The organism is Paenibacillus sp. AGC31, from assembly GCF_057334655.1.
Window position 1 is genome coordinate 42,844 of record NZ_JBHFJH010000046.1, and the last position, 17,874, is coordinate 60,717.

The following is a 17,874-nucleotide window of genomic DNA, read 5'->3' on the forward strand; positions in this document are numbered from 1 at the left end:
AGGTCCACCTCCTTCGAAAATGTAGGATATTTGCCATTCTGCCGCTCATATGCAATTTCAACTTCCCAATGCTTCCACCTCCACCTTGTTCTGTCGAATAACAAAGATATGCTTCTTTTATTATATAATTCTACACTACACAGTCAATCCGTGTCCTATGACAACGAAATGGCACAAACGCCTTATTTCTTTAACAAAAGTCTCGATTACGCTGTTTTTTAACATTTCACAAACATAATCTAACCAAACCAAAGAGAGTATCCTCGCTTATGCTTCCGCATGGCTGGATACTCTCTTTTTGCAATACTGTTATTTTCTCAAATTCTATCTGCTGATTACGATGTCGACTCAATCTCCACTACCGTCTCAGAAGTGGGGTTCCAGCGCCATCTGGCTTGTTTCCCGCTTGAGTTATGCAATCCGCCGATCCAGAATTCATCCTTCTTCAGCAGTGCCCAATCGACTTCTCCATTCAACACCTGAATTCCGAGTTCCGTTAGTGACAGGACTACGTCACGGAATTTTTCATCATGCTGCTTGAAATTAGGGAAAGTGGTTGCATCGCTCATCTGAAGAAGGGCATGAGGTTCTTCTGTCATCCGCCTCAGATGTGCCCAGTATTCAAGATCACCCATCCCGAGAATATGCAGCTTGTCCCCTACCTCGCGAAATAATGGATACGGATGCTCCACACCCGCTCTAATGGTCTCCAGTGTTGTCTGCTCAATGAGCCCCAGACCATTCGATACAGATGGCAGACGGGACAAATGTGCCTTAAAGGTAGCTTCCGCAAAGGGTAGCGCAGAAGTGTCTGCCCGCAAGTAATCCAGATGATGCCGGAAATCAGTCGACGTATAGGCTTCCCAGAACTGCGCACCGGCTTGTAACTCGTTTTTCTCAATCACATGCCAACTACCGGACAGACGTTCAATCTGTGTGGAGGTAAGCTGTCCCAGTCCTCTAAAGTGCTCAATCTCTGGATACGAGTCAATACAGAGCAGATTCAGTTTTGTATTCTGGAGTGCTTGTCCTTTGAAATAATGTAATAGATACGATAACATCGTCTGATCATAGAGATCGTATTCGAACCATAAGACAATTTCCTTGTATTGTTGAAACGAATGCAACTTGTGTTCAAGTTCTTCAATCTTCAAGTATTCCGCCTGTGGAATGCCCAACTGCTGCTCTAACACGGATGCACGATTCTTCCGCTTCTTTGTATCTCCCATCTCTTTGGCTACCGGGCCGTACGTATACAACTCTCTCCATACCAGGATGTCTCCCTGAATTCCACTCTCTCTTAAACGATTGGCAGCGTGATCCCCATTCATAATGTGTAACAATCCTTTTCCCCCTTCATACAAGTCACTGAATACAGAGACCAGATCCCTTACTGGCATAGAGCGCTTGAGTTTGGATCGGGCATCGAACAGTCTTTTCTTTAATGCAGGTACCTTCACCCCGAGGAAATCCGATATTTCCTTGAGCGAGTATCCTTCCAAATAAAACAGTTCAACAGCAATCCGCATCGATGATGGCAGTATTGCAATGGAATCACGAAGCGTACGATGCATTTCATTTTGCACCGCTTGTTTTTCCGGATCATACGCCTGATCCTCTTCATGGAATACATGCTCCAGCTCCTGAACTGGAATCATGGTATGCTGCTTGCGTCTTAGCCAGCGATAACACTGCCTCTCCACGATCACCTTAAACCACCCGGGAAAAGCCTCAGGAGCTTCCAGCTTGGACAGATTGCCAAAGGCTTCAGTAAATGCTTCCTGTACGACATCTTCAGCCCAAAATGTATCTCCTAAACGATTATAGGCAACAGCAAGAGCCATCCCGCGATATTGAGACATCAGTTGTGCGTAAGCTTCGGTTTCGCCCTTCATCGCTCCTTCAATCCATGAATTCAATGCTATGGACTCCCTTCATATAAGCATGCTGCTTGTTCTATTCATGTATAAGTGCCATGTTATCGCCAAAAGGTTACGTATGACTCTAAACCTATAGTAACCTTCGTATATATGTTTATGTAAAAAGCTGTCCTGTCTGTGGATTCCCTCCACATTCAGGACAGCGAAGTAAATCAGTATGTGTTAGACATGTCAGTAATCAATCAAAATGATGAGGGGAAAATGATTATCTGCTTGGAGCTTGCGGGTAATTTCCTACCACGCCCGGATATTGATACAACAACGGCTCATCAAATGTAGCATAGTCGAAGTTGACCATCAACAGCATGATTCGTCTTCCTGTCTTGGGGTCACTGATGATAATATGGTCACGGCCCGCTGCTTCAATGATACCTTGGAAAATACGAGCGTTCCATTCTTTGTTGCCTTCGTAAGTCATGTAGAATGTACCGAATTTACCAAGGTTCAGACGTAAAATATTCTCAATGTATGACTGCTCAAACTGTGGAGCTGTTGTTGTAATCACTGCACCCGTGGGTGTCATTGGGCTTCCACTGGATACGAGTGGGGGTACACTTGTGGAGCTTGGTGATACCATCCCTGGCATTGGTGACATGGTAGGCATTCCGTTACCGATTTTGTAAGACGTACCTTGAACCTGAGAATTGGCTTGTTGACCCAATACAGAATTCGCTTGCTGACCCAGTGTTTGAGTCGTTGGTTGATAAGGCTGATTAATCATGGTGATTCCTCCCAAAATTTAATATACTTCCGGACAGTCATCGCCTGTCGGACTGAAGAAACAATGCGCTTTGAAACGTCCTGTATTTGGCTGGTTATACCACGTTGGTGGGCAGTCGCCCACAGGTCGGAAAAACCACAATGAATTGCTCGCTGGCCAGATGCGCTCTCCATTGATCACCCGTTGTGCGAGACGAATCTCGGACTGTCTTGCCCGCTGGTAAAAGTACCCCTTCTGTGTTGACTCGTAGCCTCCTGGATTCTGGAATACCATACGATTGATATCGCGAATATCCTTAAAATCCAGACAATCCACAAGCACCCGGTTCACACCTACATTGCCTACAAGCAACATACCCTGTTCGCCGTCACCTTCAGCCTCTGCCCTCATGAGCCTAGCCAGCAGCTTGACGTCCTCTGAGTTGGCTTTAATAACAGCCATAGTCTGTTTCCTCCCTTGTTTCAGCTGTTCATCACCGTACATCGTATTGTGCAGGAGCCCATTCGGTGACACGATTCCATCTTTTTTCCATAAAAAAAAGCCCGGAACCTCACCCAAGGTGAAGTCCCGAAGCAACTCGTTTCTTATAATACTCGCCTGTTCAAGGCTTGGCTTCAATCCAATAATCATAGGCATGGACAATGTTGCCTTGGTAAGCCTGATGTTCGGCCAACAGATCCGGAAGCTTGGCAAGCTGAAGCTCCATCTCCGTTGCCCCTTTTTCATAAAAAGAAATATGAGGACCTTCGTGGTTCTGCTTCATTTCTACCGAAATCATCAACCTTTTACCCAAACGATCGGCAATCTCCATCTCCTGACTCACAACAGCAGCAATCCCATTGGAACCTTCGGCGTTGTTACGGAAAGCCATCAGCGACACATGATCGAGTGTACGGATCATAAATTCAGCCACAGATGTATCCTTTCCTGGCAACGCGAAGCTATCCAGCCATACAGCAAGGTCTGCGCTTGTTTCGAGATCACTGTCCTTCTTTGTTTCTTCCTGGAAAAATGTAATGTTGGCAGCCCATTCGGTCAACAGGGTGTCCCGACTATTCTCCCACTCTGGCAATGTGTAAGGCTCAATATCCAGATGGATGCCTTCAAATCGTTCATCCGGCTCGGATTCAGCATTATAGTTTTTCACATAATCAATCAAGCGCTTAATGCGTGGACGATTCTCCTTCTTGCCCCAGATCGGATGTCCACCCATCGCATGAATCTCTATGCCCTGCGCTTTTGCCCGTTTCACAAAACTGCGGTAACTGGAATAGGGTTGATCCAGATCTAACCGCACATACAACCAGTTAATATTCTGCTCTCTAGCAAACGCTAGTATGTGCTCTCCCCCGTCATGCGTCACCTGAGAAGCCTCCCAGATATACGTTCCCCGAATCTCTGGCTGATTGGATGGAATCTCCGGTGATGGCAGTTCCGACGGCTCCAGTTGTCCCCAGTATACGATGTCATGTACAGCAGAACCTGCGTAGGAACTATGCTCGCCGAATGCGGAGGCAACTTCTTCAATAACACTTTCCAGTTGTGCTGCACCTTTCCCGGCAAATGACGTGAACTCCTCGCCAGGCATGGGCTTGGTGTTCAACCCAACCGTAACGCTCACATTGCTGGTATCGGCCCAGTTCATTTCCTGTTCAATCAAACGTATGATACCATTGTTCCCTTGCGCGTTATCACGGTAAGCGAGTAAAGTGACATGCTCCACTCGTTCAATGAACCAACGTGACAATGGTTCGTTATCTGCATCCTCAGAAACTCTATTTCCTGTGATGGTATAGGAATCCAGCCAAAATGGCAGGTCAATATTCACTGCAACTGCGCCATCCTGTCTCACTTGCTCAAATAACAGATTCATATTGGCTACCCATGATTGTACCAGTGGCTTGGCATCCTCTTTCCAGGCCGGTAACACATAGGGTTTGATATCCAGATGTATGGCATCAAATTGCTCGTTAGTCTCAACAGCTTGATTGTAATCACTTACCCACGACGCTAATCTGAGCATGGGGACTTCACGGCCACTGAGTGCCCAGGATGGATCGCCTCCCAGTGCTTCAACCGTAATACCCGCACGGCTGGCTTTGGCTATAAACGTCTGGTATACCTCTTTGGACAGCGTCATGTCTATATTCACGTACAGCCTGTTTATCTTATGTTTAGCTGCATTGGCCAACAGCTCATCTCCGTTGCTAACAGACTGCGCCTGCCATACCCAGGCCGCCCGTATATCTGCGCCGTCAGCTTCAGCAGGAGACTCATTCCCTATCATTATCATCCCTCCGATCAGCAGTAACAGCCAAAATACCTTCCGGGATTGTTTCCCGAACATATACTCCCTCCATTCCTCTACTGTTGTAAAATCACATTAATTATAGCAACCGAGTTATTAAAAACAAATAAGCCCAAGTGCTTAACTTGGGCTTATTGCTCTTAAGTTGGGACAGCTTAGGGCTCGCCCGGCTCAATCCCGGTTCTAGTCCTCATATATCATTTTTCGGGTCATGCCTCCATCAATAACGAGGTTGGTCCCTGTGACAAAGGTATTGCTTGGATCAGACAAATATAAACAAGCACGGGAGATATCCGAAGGAACACCCACACGACCGGAGGGATGCTGTTCATGATCCTCCTTTTTCAATTTCTCCACGTCACCTGTCTCAATCCATCCCGGACTGATACAATTGACCCGAATTTGGTCATTGCCCAGTGAGACCGCCAGCGCATGCGTCAGAGCTACAATCGCTCCTTTGGATGCGGCATAAGCTTCTGTATCCGGCTCAGACATCAGCGCACGGGTAGAAGCCATGTTGATAATGGCACCCCCATGTTCATTGCTTTTCATATGTTTGGCTGCTTCCCGACTCGCCAAAAAGCAACTCCTCACATTGGTATTGAGTACATCGTCCCATTCTTCCAGCGTCAGCTCATAGGGTGACTTCCACTTGGCGAGTCCTGCATTATTCACCAACACATCAATTTGTTTGAATTCTTCCACGGTTGTACGAAAAAGATTCGTAATATCCTGCTCGCTCCGAACATCACATTGGACAAAGATGGCTTCTCCGCCTTCATTACGAATGGAAGCTGCAGCTGCCGCCCCTTCTGCTTCCTGGTAGTCGGCAAGTACAACTTTGGCCCCGGCGACTGCATAAGCCTCAGCCACACTCCGTCCTATTCCCTGAGCGGCCCCGGTTACAACAACGACCTGATCTGTATATGACATATTGATTGCCTCCTCTATTGTAATGATCCTTTGATCATAACCACATTAAGCCTCTTCTTATATAAAAACACGATAGGCCCATTAAGAAACGCTTGTCCAGCAAATAATCAAAAAAAGCTCACGCCCTTCTGGCGCAAGCTGCTCAGTTTAACCACGTAGGCGTTCAGAATATACGCGATTATATCGCTCGAAGCCTACATAACGCGTTCCTTTGAACGAGAGCCGTCCTTCATCCCCCTCGGCGCACAAACCATACTCTTCACCATTGACTTTGAATTCAAGCCGATCTCCACTTTCTACTTCAAAGGTGACGTAGTATAACGTTCGTGCTGTACTGCCCGGTTCAGATTGCGACTGACTCATCTTCATCCGTCTGCTGGTGATTCGTGAAGGCACGGTCAATAGCGGCTCCGAGTTGTTGCGTCCCCACCTCCATACCTCCTTTCCCATCGACAGAAGGACTATACCTATAATCAGAACAAATACAACCGGAAAGACGGTTCCAAACAAATCAAACATCCAGGATGATTCAATGCCCATGTCTCTCCCTCCGTTCATACAACTTAGGACAGCCGGAGTCTTGACCCGTCTCCAGTAATGTATATGCACGTAAATAAGGAACTTGTTATCCGGATTAAAATCGAACGGTGTGAAGGGGAAAATCCTCCGGCAGAATACCGAAGGGTTGCTTTATCCGAAAATAAGTACTATTTCATTATCTAATACCTTGTTTAACTAGCAGCCCTGTTTTATTTAAAGGTTGTTGCAAATCGTTGATCCGTCAATATAACCTGATTAACCTGTCCTTCTTTTGTCAGCATAAACGATGCACGATAGATAGCCAGATCATCTTTTTCCGCTTGCAGCGACTTCTCATCCAGGAATGTTTCCTTCTGAATATGATAGGCATAATCGATATTACGTTCAGATTCGACCAAACCATGTTCCTTGCCATACAGGTCGAGAATCTCTATGTGTCATCCCCGCCTCTGCCTCGCGAGCCGTCTTAAAGTACCCTTTCGAGTCCTTGTTCAAGATGATACTAACGACTTTGGCATCCCTATACCCAATCGTGATTCCATTATTGTATTGATAGGATTGACCCACACCAGTAGATGTTCCCTCACCGAGGATTTTCTCCGCCTCTTCCTGGCTCATTCCATACGTAATCTTATCCTCACTGTCGGTCTTCGTCACAGCCAGATCCTGTTCTGAAAATTCGTTTGGATTGAATTTGCTATTGCCGCAAGCCGTGATCATGATTAATAATAATGCCGCAACAATCCATGTTATTTTTCTCCAGTGTCCATTCCTCATGTACTCACCTCTGATGTTTTTCCAATATTTTTATCATATTAACAACTGAGAAAATAATTAGTAGTGACGTTTTCACCATTCCTCACAAATCAACAGGGGATCCGATATGTAGTTACTCCTGTACCATTATCCGCTCCAACTGAGATAACAGCCTCGGGTAAAGCACTGCTATCTCAGTTCAAGCAAACCCATATTACCATTGTAGATGCATATTTAATAAAGCAAAGGACAATTAGCCTAGGCTGTTAACGTACTCAAGCTAATTGTGTGATCACAAGATGTGCCGATACAGGTCTTGTTCCGCCCGCAAGTGGCGTGATTGTTAATGCTGTAGCATTACCAGCCGGGTTCCGTACGGTCAGAATAGAATTAATCACGGTTGTCTGCACTAAAGCCATACCCACAATCTGAGACGTTCCCGTTGCTCGCCCAACTACAGTAGGAGCCAAATCTGCCCCATTGAGAGTTAAGATTAATTGACCGGCTTCATTGATGCTCACCTGGAACAAAATCTGATACGTACCAATGGCTGCCAGATTGAATGAACTAGGCCCTGTGCGTGCGATCGTTATTCCACTTGTCGGCCCATCCTGAGGAAAGCTTACATCAGTACCGGGAGCAACCGTTGCTGCATTATCAGGTGGCATCAGTGCGAAAAAGTCCGCAAACCCCAGTACACTTCCGGCTGCTCCTGCTGCACCTGTAACTCCTGTGGCTCCAGCGGGACCAGCTACTCCAGTCGCACCTGTCGGACCTACTGCTCCAGCAGGACCTACCGCTCCTGTTGCGCCGACTGGTCCTGCCGATCCTACTGCTCCAGCAGAGCCTGCCGCTCCCGTTGCACCGACTGGTCCTGCCGGGCCTACTGCTCCAGCAGGGCCTATTGCTCCTGTTGCACCTGTTGGTCCTGCTGGGCCTACTGCTCCAGCGGGTCCGGGGAAACCTTGAGGTCCAATCGCTCCGGCAGGACCTGGATTACCTTGCGGACCTTGTGGCCCTACGGCCCCTGCTTCTCCCGGAATCCCCTGTGCTCCCATGGGTCCAGCAGGTCCGACCGGGCCTTGAGAGCCTACCGCTCCAGCAGGACCAGGCTGTCCCTGAGGTCCTTGTGGTCCAGGTGGCCCCCCTGCTGGTCCTTGAGCTCCTGGTGGTCCTTCAACCCCTTGTTTACCTGGAATACCCTGTACGCCCTGTACGCCTTGTATACCTTGTGGTCCTGTTGGGCCAACAACAGTAGGTGTAGATATATTCACTTCTGGAGGCGGACATTTTACTTGAACGAACTTTTTAACCACTTTTAATCGGCGTTCTTTTCTTTTAATTTTACACGGGTGTAATGTTGCCTTTTTTCTCCTCATACGTTTCTTCACTTCTGAATAACTCACCGTGTGGACACCTCCCTAAAGACATAGTTTAACGTACGTATGTAGATGAAAAGGTGCGTGGACGAACAACCATTTTAGTGAAAAACTCAGCTTATTCCCAGGAAAAACAATAAAATTGAATCACACCGTCCCTACGGTTGATCTAAATCGGTCATAACCATTAATTGAGTCGAGCTGGTTTACGTAACGGTATTTGTTCACAAAAAAACTCATGCCATTTGGGCATGAGTTGCTTGGTTTAATCACGCAGACGTTCCGAATAAAGCAGATTAGTTCGTTTAAAGCTAATATATCATACCCCTTGAAAGAGAGTCGTCTTACATCTGCATCGGGTGTACAACGATATAGGAGTTTTGAGAAAAAGGTAACCAGGACCTCCATAACATGTTGAGTTCACTTATACTGATTTTTCGATTGTAATATTCTTCATCACAATTAATCTTGTGGTCTAACGATTCTGCCAAGTAAAAATGTGTTTCATCATAACCAACGACGGGAACAAAATGCAAATAACGTTGCTTGGGATGTACTCTAATAAATAAAATAACAGGCACACCCTGGCTGATCTGTTTTTTCAACGTATTCGCATTTCCTCGTAAGTACATTGCCTGATATCCTAGCTTCCTGAAAAAAACAACGACCGCTTTGGGATATACCGTCCCATCCAGTAATTTGCGAGGATAGGTTTCATATAACTTTGTTCCGTTGGACTCCAAACCGAAATGTCTCAAGACAAACGCACTTGAAAATGCAGCGCATTCGTAGTTTTTCTGAATATCCAACCGATTTGAAGATTGAATGTAATATGTGCTTGGCACATTGACTGTGTACATGCGATCTTTCTTAGGGAAACTGAAATAAAGGGAGATCACCCAGAGAATAATCAACCAAAGTAATACATTGAGAAACAAAACGTGACCTCCTTCGTCTCATCAAGATGTCTTTTAGATGTTCATTCCTCGCACCAGTTCTTTAAAACCCAATCTTTAATTTGTTCAGCTACTCCCACTGCTGTAAGTTCTGTCGTATCAATTGTTTGCATTGGCGGGTCAAACGCAGTTTCCGAATTATGGAGTAACCAGTTGGCAAAGTTTTTATGATCTTCAATCAAGTTCACGTCCCACCCACGGGCTCTTAAACGCGTCTCGCGAGTAACATCGTCACAATGCAAGTTCATATATAGAATTCGATCAAATCGATCTATGTAATCGGACGATGCAATGTTTTCCGGAACCATCGTTCCACATAAAACAGTCCCTCGCCCACTTAGCGATATGTTATACGCAATCCTCAACCAATTCTCTTTGGCAATCTGCCAATCCACATTATCGATGATATCCATATCAAAAACGTCAAATTCGGGTAGCTGCTTCCGAACATGCGAAGAGATCGTTGTTTTTCCTGTTCCACTTGCGCCTGTCACTACAAAAAGGGGTAATCTTCTCATAACTCGCTCCTTTAGTTAAAATAAAATTTGATTTATTACGTTCTCCATTGATCTGCTTTCAAGCCATAAATAATAGCGATATATAGGTAGCAGTATCCATTTGATATTTAAACATAGCCCACTCTCCGATTCATTTCATTTAATCACCGTTTTCTTGCTTTAATCACAAAAGATACAGGTAACATCTTTGCTCTCTTAAGGAGACTATCGCTATTATTATGTAATTGCATGATGTCCTCATCGGATTCTTCTATCATTTGTTCAATGACAAATCCCGCTTTCGCTAACGCATTGACATAGGTTGATAGTTGACGATCAGCCAAGGTTAATTCACCCTGACAAAAATCAGGAGATATCGCATACCACGATTCATCAGAATATGGCTTATTGAAGACAAATCTATCATTTTCTTCAACGACACATCTATGAATTGGATGAGACCAACTGAAAATAAAAATACCATCTTTCTTTAAATAAGAAGCGATTCGGCTGAAAGTACCTTCAAGATCGGTTGTCCAACCTATGGCATAAATCGAATACACAGCGTCAAAATAATTAGTAGGAATACCGCATTCCTCTTCCATGGGTGAACATATCAATGTTGCAGGAATTCCGTATGTCCTCAAGTGTTGTTGTGTCTTTTCTATCTGTTTCTGGGGATATATCCATACCCCACAGTTCACCTGCTTTGCGGTCTCCATGATACTGCAAGGATTGACCATTTCCACAGCCCACCTCTAACATCTTTAATCCTGAGACATCACCAAAAAGTTGGTGTTTTTCTTCTGAGATAAATGCTCCATAATGTGGAAGCACGATTGCACTCAAAAAGTCATTCCCTTTTGTATCCCAATAAAAGCTGTTTGTTTCATAAACACTGTACTTGTTCATCTGATAGCCTCCTTTATACACTACATTCAGAACATTACTTGTTACCTTCGTTGAAATATGTAATCTCATTGCCATTAAGTAAGCTTTTAAAGCCGTTCTTGTAATAAGGCATAAGCTCATCTGCCTGTGTTATATCCAACCATGCAATCTCAGAGATTTCGTCTGGTCTTGATATCTCTTCTCTCCCTCCGACGATTTCCGCTCTGAATGTGATAAAAATGGCATGTTCCTTTATTTCTTCAAATTTACACTCGTTTATTGCTACAATACCGTGGACGCCAACATCGAGTCCTGTTTCTTCTTTGGCTTCCCGGATTGCTGCTTGTTCCCATGATTCATCAGCTTCAACAGCTCCACCAGGCAGCGACCAGCTTGAACGTCCTACATTTCTTACCGCAAGCACTTTAGATTTGGATGGATTCGTTAATAATGAGTAAACTACATCAACTCGTTTCATTGATTGAACTTCCTTTCTGGAAAATTTTAAATATTATTCTTATCACTGAACTCAATGCAAAAAGGTTGCATCTCAGGTTTTAAGCAATACTCTATTCTTTCTCTGAAGTTTTTCCATTCGACTTTTAAAATGGCTTCTTCGATCGGAAAGAAACCAGACTCTAAGCTCTCCGATGATGTGATTAATTCTCCTCCTATTGGTTTGGCTAGGAATAATGTGTTACATATTGAATTTTCAATATTTTGAAATATTCCACAGAATCTGATGATTTCAATGTCGATTCCGGACTCCTCTTTCGTTTCTCTGACCGCAGCTTGACTTAGGGATTCTCCTTCTTCTACTTGACCACCTGGCATTTCCCATCCTCTTCGTGGTCCTCTAATAAGTAATAATTCATTTTTGTCGTTTATCACGATAGCAGCGGCAGATAAGATATGTTTTGGAGGGCTCATTTATTCGACTCCTTCTAGAGAGATTGGATATGCATTTGAGGATATGATTTATAGCCAGACTAAAAGAAGTTATATATCCCGTCTTCAAAATAATTGTATTCTTCATCCGTTATTCTTAACTTTCCATACCCGTTATAAAATATTTCTCTATCTCTTTCATTATCAAACGCATTATGTTTCGGTCTGGTGGCTAATGCTACATCATATCTTGGATCGCCATAAGCGGCACCTGCTCAGTCAATAACTCCAACAATATTGCAATCATTAACTAGCACATTATCTATAGTGAAATCTCCATGAATGAAAGTGTTCTCTATTGGTTTTGGTCTTCCTTCTTTCAACTGTTGAAGTAGTTCTGCTGAGCCGTCTACAGCAAAGTGAGTTAGATTATATTCTGCTTTATTAAGTATTGTATCTAACCAAGGAGTGTTATTGTTCAATAATTCAACAGGACAAGAGCATTCATGTATTTTCTTTAAACAAAGCCCAAAGTTAAAAATCGCTTTTTCTTTACTTTGGAGGTCAGGCATCTTAGAGAGAAATTCTCTTAAACTTATTCCATCAATATAATCCATCAGGAGCCATCTCGATGTGTCCTCAGTATGAAATGAATATACCTTTGGAACAGGGAGTCCGGTATGGTAAAGGTATTGGAGCACCTTATATTCATCGGATAACCATTCATTATAAAGATCGTTTTCTGTCTTCTTGATGATGTACTTTTGATCAAACGTATCCAGTATAGCCACAGTAGAAGTATGACCTTGCTTAGGAAAAGTGATTTTCTGGACTTCCCCTATATGTTCTTTTATTTCAATTGGGAGATCTTGAATGTTCATAGTTTTATCCTTTCTACTATCTCATGCTCTTTCTTATCATGTTCTCGTCGATAATTAAGCTCTAAAAGTACAAATCCCATCCCATAATAAAAGCAGCAAATAGGAAAGCCGACATGCCAGACATGATGTATACCGCCTTTTGCTTTTTACTATAGCTTCTTTTCAGCACTTTGTAGAACAACAAGACAAGATACACCACAGCTAGAATCACATAAACCAGGTTCAAGATGAGATGTATGCGCAATGAAGAATAGGGGGAGAAGCCTAAGGCGCGCATGAACAATAGGATCGTATTCAAAATTAATGCCAGACTGGCGATATTAATGACAATATGATATTTATCAAACCCTGTACCGGGTCTTTCCCAGTTTTTTAATTTGTATCTGGATAACCGAATAAAATAGCCAATTATCGCTCTCAAACTGAGCAGGATCGCTATTGCAAGAGCAATAAAAGATGCTTTGATCAAGTTTATCGTTAAATTGGATACGGGCAAAAAGTCATTATAAGGGATGGAAACCTTCTCAACAGTGCCGTTACGCTCAACAACATTTGCAAAGTTACTAAGGTCAAATGTGGTATATTTCTGTAGACTTAACATCGAATATGCCTTCGTAAAACCGGAAACGACCCGCCGCGCAGGCAGATAATATCCTCCTCCCTCAGATTCAACTGAATTCGTGCTGAAACTACTTCCTAACACCTTTTGTACAAGACCAATGTTATAAGCCATTTCATTTGACTGGTTTGTCATGACTACTAACCCAAAATTAGACTCCGGGTCAAAAACAAATTTACTTGAAAATCCCGCCGTACTTCCAGCGTGTTCCAGTGCAGGCACCCAGTACTCTACTTCAAAGAAGCCATGTGCAATTCGTGGAGTAGAAGTCCCATCGTAATATAGACTGGTTGACAGCATCTCGTCTAACGTGTCCTTGTTCGCAAACAATAAATTGCTACGATCCACCGGCATTAAGGCTGCGAGAAATTTAGCTGCATCCTCTGCTGTTCCAATGGCGCCCCCCGCAGGGTATAAGCTTATGTATGCTCTGTTCTTAGGGATGAGTTTCAAATTCGTAGTGTACCCCTGAATCTCGTTTCTTCTTTTCAAGACGTTTAGATTATCATACTGTGACGGGTGAATCGATGTGTCTTTCATGTTCAGTGGTTTAAATATATGTTCGTTGACATATTTGTAAAAGGGTTGTCCGCTTTGCACTTCAACGATGTAAGCAGCCATAGCCGTACCATAGTTTGAATAAGCAACAACACTCCCAGGTTTATCGATCTGCCTTGGTTCAAATTTTTGTAAAGCTTCACCTAATTCCACAATATCACTCTCGGATGAATACCATAAATCTATCAATCTATCCTCCCATCCTGCGTTATGATGCATAAGGTTCATTAGGGTAACGGGAGCATCGTATTCAAGCTTCTTTAGAAATCCTTCCGGCAAATAGTCCTGAATATCGGTATCCAAATCAAGCTTCCCCTGTTCTACAAGCTGCATAACACTCGTCCAGACCAATAGTTTAGAAGTTGAACCCCATTCAAATACAGTAGAGGTGTCTGCTTTTCTCTGTAGCTCAAAATCTGCATATCCATAGGCCTTATTCACAATGGTCTCACCGTTCTTGATAGCTACAACCGAAACGGCAGCGGTATTCTTCTGATTCGTGGCCACGTATGAATCAATCGTTTCCTCTAGCGAAGACAACGCAATCCTGGAGGGCGTAGTCTCCACATTCTCTACCTCAGCGTTTACAGGTACCGCACATGTCGTAATGATGAATGCAAGTATCAGAACACAAGCGATTACTTTATTAACATAGTAATATTTTCGATTAATCTTCATTAGCCACTCTCCTTATCGTTCTAATATAGTTTTCGTGCCTTTATCACAAAGGTTACAGGGAGCATCTTTGCTTTATTAGCAAAATCATCATTTTACAGTTGCATCAATTATCAAAGTAACATTTTTTATAAACAAGTCTATCCTCTTCTGCAGCAACACATTTGTGGATGACAAAAGTTGTCCTTTGGTATCCCAAAACAAGCCATTGGTTTAATGAATACTACGTTTATCCTTGTCACCTTCCTCCAAACTAAGAGTCAATAAACAATTCCACATTTTGAGTAATTTACCTTAATTATTTCTATAATAACCCATGCTGCAATATTTGCGAAGTGAATTTGAAGCGTATACATTTCTCTCCAAATCAAAAAGAACCCTCCCGCAGGAGCGTTCTCCGTGATTGATCCGTGTATCATTAGCCTAAGCGTACATTAGATCCATAAACCCGCGAGTTACTTCCCCACCTTCGGCTGGTTCGGGCTGGTCTGCTTGTGCGTGTTCTGCCATGCAAGCCTTCACCGCTTCCTCTGTCGTACAACGATTCGCATCGTCACATGTGTAGCATAATTGAAGCATATATCTGGTTAATTCATCCGCCTGCGTGAATTGAGTTTGACCGTTGGTTCTCATCTTCATCACTCCTTCTCTTGTTGAGTTAAATATATCACCTTCTAGTGGATTTATTTGTGATTTATTTCACAAACTAAACAAAAAAGAAAAGGAACCCTTAGGCTCCTCTCCTTTCTCCTATCTATTCACATCGATAACACCCTACTTTAGAGTACTTTCCAATGTACACCGCCATCTACCGTTTGCAATAACAACGATCTTTTGGCATCTGTATTTTCAACCAATATCCAGCCAAGCTTGGGGGTAACCATCTGCATCTTCACAATCTCCGGATAGTCTTCGAGAATTTTCTCCAGTACACTGCTTGCAGGAAGAACGCTCCATGTTTTGCCCGCATCCTTGGTGTGGTAGGTTATGCCCTTTTGCATCGCCCAACCTTCCGATGCGTTCAGAAATACCGGTGAAAGGTTACGATTTGGACCCGTTTGTTTGTTTAAAGTGAAATTGGACAGCTTCCAGCTCTTTCCGCCATCGGTGGTAAAGAATCCATTGAATGTCGTGCTCTCCCCTTGAGAACAGGACATTGACATCCAAGCTGATTGCGCTTCACGTCCAAAAAATTGTGGTGAACTAACACTGAAATTACCACACCCGTTGAATTTGTTTCGATCAAAGAAGGTTGGTCCAGTATTCCAGTTCTCTCCGCCGTCTGATGTTACATATAACTTCGGTGTGCCGAACTCCAGCGCTGTTAAGAAACCATGTTTTGGATCCGAGAAAGTCATCCCCATGGTGTATCCACGTTTGGAAATCTCTTCTGCTTCCTGTTTGCCATCTTCATCACTGGATGACATCCGATTCCAGGTAATTCCACCGTCCTCGGTGAAGTAAAGTTTCTTGTCCTGTTTACCAATAGCGGTATCGACCGTGGTGAGAATCCAGCCTTTCTCAGGAGATACAAATGAGATCGCAGTCACTTTATCCGTCTTGGACAGAGAAGACAGGCTCCAGGTTACGCCCCCATTGTTGGTGCGAAGCACCATGGTATCTGTTCCACCCATGCCTTCACGAACAATCCAACCATGTGCACGATCTACAAAATAAATGCTTTGTCCATATTTAGGGTTAGCCGGAAACTGTACATTTTCCGAAGGTGAAATATTGGTCCAGGTCTTTCCCTGATCCTGAGTGTAGTACAGGCGCAGTGCATTCCGCGTCACACCCCACGCCAATCCTCCGTTGTCATTGAGCAACTGAAAATCGGTCAAACGGGTCTGTATTTGGTACTTGGCCATATCTGCAGATTCTGTACTGTTCACAGGGGGAACGACAGTTAATGTCTGCCCTGTATTCCCGGCGTCCTCCTGCTGCTGCGGAGGTTCTGCTTCCGGAGGTTGATCTGAGTCGGTGCATGCAGCCAATACAGCTGCTATACCTATAGACAGCAATGCTGTCTGCGCGATTTTAATCCATTGCAAACGCAAGTGGGTTCCACCTCTCTCATCCAATATACAGGCGCGCATGCCTGTCCTATGGCGTTTTATTTACGATTCATCAGAATCCACTGCTCCTATTCTACCACAAACCTTATGTAAAAGGCTCAATTGCCGACTCATGGTTGACCCACTCCCTTTTTCCAGCTCATACTCTGGGCTATAGGTCGCACATTTATTACCATTAATTTCATCCTAAACTGTTTTTCGACGGAATAATTGGTAAAAAGACATGAAATGTGAACTATTTTATAGACAACACTCGCTTTATATTCTCTAATCCCTTAATATGGATGGGAGTATAACCCAAAAAGGAGATGATATGAACATGACAAATAGTGCAGCTCTGAAACCAAGTCGTGTCGTGATTGTAGGCATGGGTGCGGTGGGAACAACAACGGGATACACGCTAATGTTGAGACAGCGTTCGTCCGAGTTGGTATTTGTGGATGTGAATCATGATAAGGCAACCGGCGAAATGCTGGATATGAACCACGGTCTTCCATTTACGGGAGGCGTGAAAGTATGGGCTGGCGATTATTCCGACTGCAAAGATGCGGATATCATTATTATTACAGCCGGTGCTTCCCAGAAGCCTGGCGAAACCCGGATTGATCTGCTGAAGAAAAATGCAAGCATTTTCAAAGATATTATCGAGCGTATTACTGAAGTGAATTCTCATGGTATTTTGCTGATTGCAACCAATCCTGTTGATATTTTGTCCTATACTTCTTGGAAACAAAGTGGATGGCCTGCTTCCCGTGTCATCGGTTCAGGTACATTGCTCGATAGCGCACGTTTCCGTTACCTGATTGGTAAAAATAAAGGGATCGACCCGCGTAGTATTCACGCACACATTATTGGTGAGCATGGAGATTCCGAAGTACCGGTATGGAGCCTGGCTAACGTTGCAGGAACAGATCTGGAATTGGATGAAGAAACACAACAGGATATCTTTGACCGTACCAAAAATGCAGCGTATGAGATTATTAATGCCAAAGGAGCGACTTCCTATGCAATCGCCCTTGCTCTGGACCGCATTGTAGCTGCAATTCTCGGCAACGAAGGCTCCGTTCTGAACGTATCCACTTACCTTGAAGACTACAATGGTGTATCGGATGTTTATCTCGGAGTTCCATGTGTTGTCGATCGCAACGGTGTGCGCGAAATTCTGCCTCTTCCGCTGAATGAATCCGAGAAAGTGGCTTTCCAGGCATCTGCTAACAAATTAAAAGAACAGATCGCTGGATTGGAATAATCTAGCCT

At 43.9% G+C, this 17,874-nt stretch carries 18 protein-coding genes and 1 pseudogene; 1 reads left to right on the top strand and 18 read right to left on the bottom strand.

All coding sequences use genetic code 11. The features are described from left to right. Positions 1-335: 335 nt before the first annotated feature. The 18 genes and pseudogenes from ACE04G_RS27365 to ACE04G_RS27450 form a co-directional block, all read right to left on the bottom strand. On the bottom strand, positions 336-1,919 hold the full coding sequence (locus ACE04G_RS27365) for a sigma-70 family RNA polymerase sigma factor (protein WP_449005468.1): 1,584 nt from the start codon (positions 1,917-1,919) through the stop codon (positions 336-338). A 226-nt stretch (positions 1,920-2,145) separates the two neighbouring features. After that, positions 2,146-2,661: a spore coat protein GerQ gene (gerQ, locus tag ACE04G_RS27370; protein ID WP_449005469.1), complete on the bottom strand. Its 516-nt coding sequence runs from the start codon at positions 2,659-2,661 to the stop codon at positions 2,146-2,148. An 18-nt stretch (positions 2,662-2,679) separates the two neighbouring features. Next, positions 2,680-3,102 (bottom strand): cell wall hydrolase, encoded by a 423-nt coding sequence (locus tag ACE04G_RS27375; RefSeq protein ID WP_221821779.1) that lies wholly within the window; start codon positions 3,100-3,102, stop codon positions 2,680-2,682. A 160-nt stretch (positions 3,103-3,262) separates the two neighbouring features. Then, on the bottom strand, positions 3,263-4,948 hold the full coding sequence (locus tag ACE04G_RS27380; RefSeq protein ID WP_221821575.1) for a hypothetical protein: 1,686 nt from the start codon (positions 4,946-4,948) through the stop codon (positions 3,263-3,265). Between the two features lie 204 nt (positions 4,949-5,152). Then, positions 5,153-5,902, bottom strand: a complete 750-nt coding sequence (locus ACE04G_RS27385; RefSeq protein WP_339304139.1) for a glucose 1-dehydrogenase — start codon at positions 5,900-5,902, stop codon at positions 5,153-5,155. Positions 5,903-6,049: 147 nt separating this feature from the next. After that, positions 6,050-6,442 (bottom strand): DUF2500 domain-containing protein, encoded by a 393-nt coding sequence (locus tag ACE04G_RS27390; RefSeq protein ID WP_017688132.1) that lies wholly within the window; start codon positions 6,440-6,442, stop codon positions 6,050-6,052. Between the two features lie 209 nt (positions 6,443-6,651). After that, complete coding sequence (locus ACE04G_RS27395) at positions 6,652-6,840, bottom strand: hypothetical protein (RefSeq protein ID WP_339177033.1); 189 nt, start codon at positions 6,838-6,840, stop codon at positions 6,652-6,654. Next, a complete protein-coding gene (locus ACE04G_RS27400; RefSeq protein WP_449005470.1) occupies positions 6,827-7,219 on the bottom strand; it encodes a hypothetical protein in 393 nt (130 codons plus the stop codon). The genes ACE04G_RS27395 and ACE04G_RS27400 overlap by 14 nt, the downstream gene beginning before the upstream one ends. Positions 7,220-7,473: 254 nt before the next feature. Beyond that, a complete protein-coding gene (locus ACE04G_RS27405) occupies positions 7,474-8,604 on the bottom strand; it encodes a collagen-like protein (protein WP_339304141.1) in 1,131 nt (376 codons plus the stop codon). Positions 8,605-8,921: 317 nt separating this feature from the next. After that, a complete protein-coding gene (locus ACE04G_RS27410) occupies positions 8,922-9,515 on the bottom strand; it encodes a C39 family peptidase (protein WP_221821578.1) in 594 nt (197 codons plus the stop codon). A 41-nt stretch (positions 9,516-9,556) separates the two neighbouring features. Then, a complete protein-coding gene (locus ACE04G_RS27415) occupies positions 9,557-10,051 on the bottom strand; it encodes an AAA family ATPase (protein WP_221821580.1) in 495 nt (164 codons plus the stop codon). A 143-nt stretch (positions 10,052-10,194) separates the two neighbouring features. Further along, positions 10,195-10,942, bottom strand: a pseudogene (locus tag ACE04G_RS27420) (class I SAM-dependent methyltransferase). A 34-nt stretch (positions 10,943-10,976) separates the two neighbouring features. Continuing rightward, a complete protein-coding gene (locus tag ACE04G_RS27425) occupies positions 10,977-11,399 on the bottom strand; it encodes an NUDIX hydrolase (protein ID WP_449005471.1) in 423 nt (140 codons plus the stop codon). Between the two features lie 26 nt (positions 11,400-11,425). Then, entirely contained in the window at positions 11,426-11,851 is a 426-nt protein-coding gene (locus ACE04G_RS27430; protein ID WP_221821582.1) for an NUDIX hydrolase, read from the bottom strand. Between the two features lie 233 nt (positions 11,852-12,084). After that, on the bottom strand, positions 12,085-12,690 hold the full coding sequence (locus tag ACE04G_RS27435) for a phosphotransferase (RefSeq protein ID WP_221821583.1): 606 nt from the start codon (positions 12,688-12,690) through the stop codon (positions 12,085-12,087). 61 nt (positions 12,691-12,751) lie between these two features. After that, positions 12,752-14,545 (bottom strand): serine hydrolase domain-containing protein, encoded by a 1,794-nt coding sequence (locus ACE04G_RS27440; protein WP_486095224.1) that lies wholly within the window; start codon positions 14,543-14,545, stop codon positions 12,752-12,754. A 420-nt stretch (positions 14,546-14,965) separates the two neighbouring features. Further along, a complete protein-coding gene (locus tag ACE04G_RS27445) occupies positions 14,966-15,175 on the bottom strand; it encodes a hypothetical protein (protein ID WP_091029464.1) in 210 nt (69 codons plus the stop codon). Between the two features lie 146 nt (positions 15,176-15,321). Further along, positions 15,322-16,599 carry a WD40/YVTN/BNR-like repeat-containing protein gene (locus tag ACE04G_RS27450; RefSeq protein ID WP_237174902.1) on the bottom strand — a complete coding sequence of 426 codons (1,278 nt, stop codon included), beginning with the start codon at positions 16,597-16,599 and terminating at the stop codon, positions 15,322-15,324. 337 nt (positions 16,600-16,936) lie between these two features. On the opposite strand from ACE04G_RS27450, the gene ACE04G_RS27455 reads away from it, so the two are divergent. After that, positions 16,937-17,866: an L-lactate dehydrogenase gene (locus tag ACE04G_RS27455; RefSeq protein WP_076217081.1), complete on the top strand. Its 930-nt coding sequence runs from the start codon at positions 16,937-16,939 to the stop codon at positions 17,864-17,866. The last annotated feature ends 8 nt before the right edge of the window (positions 17,867-17,874 follow it).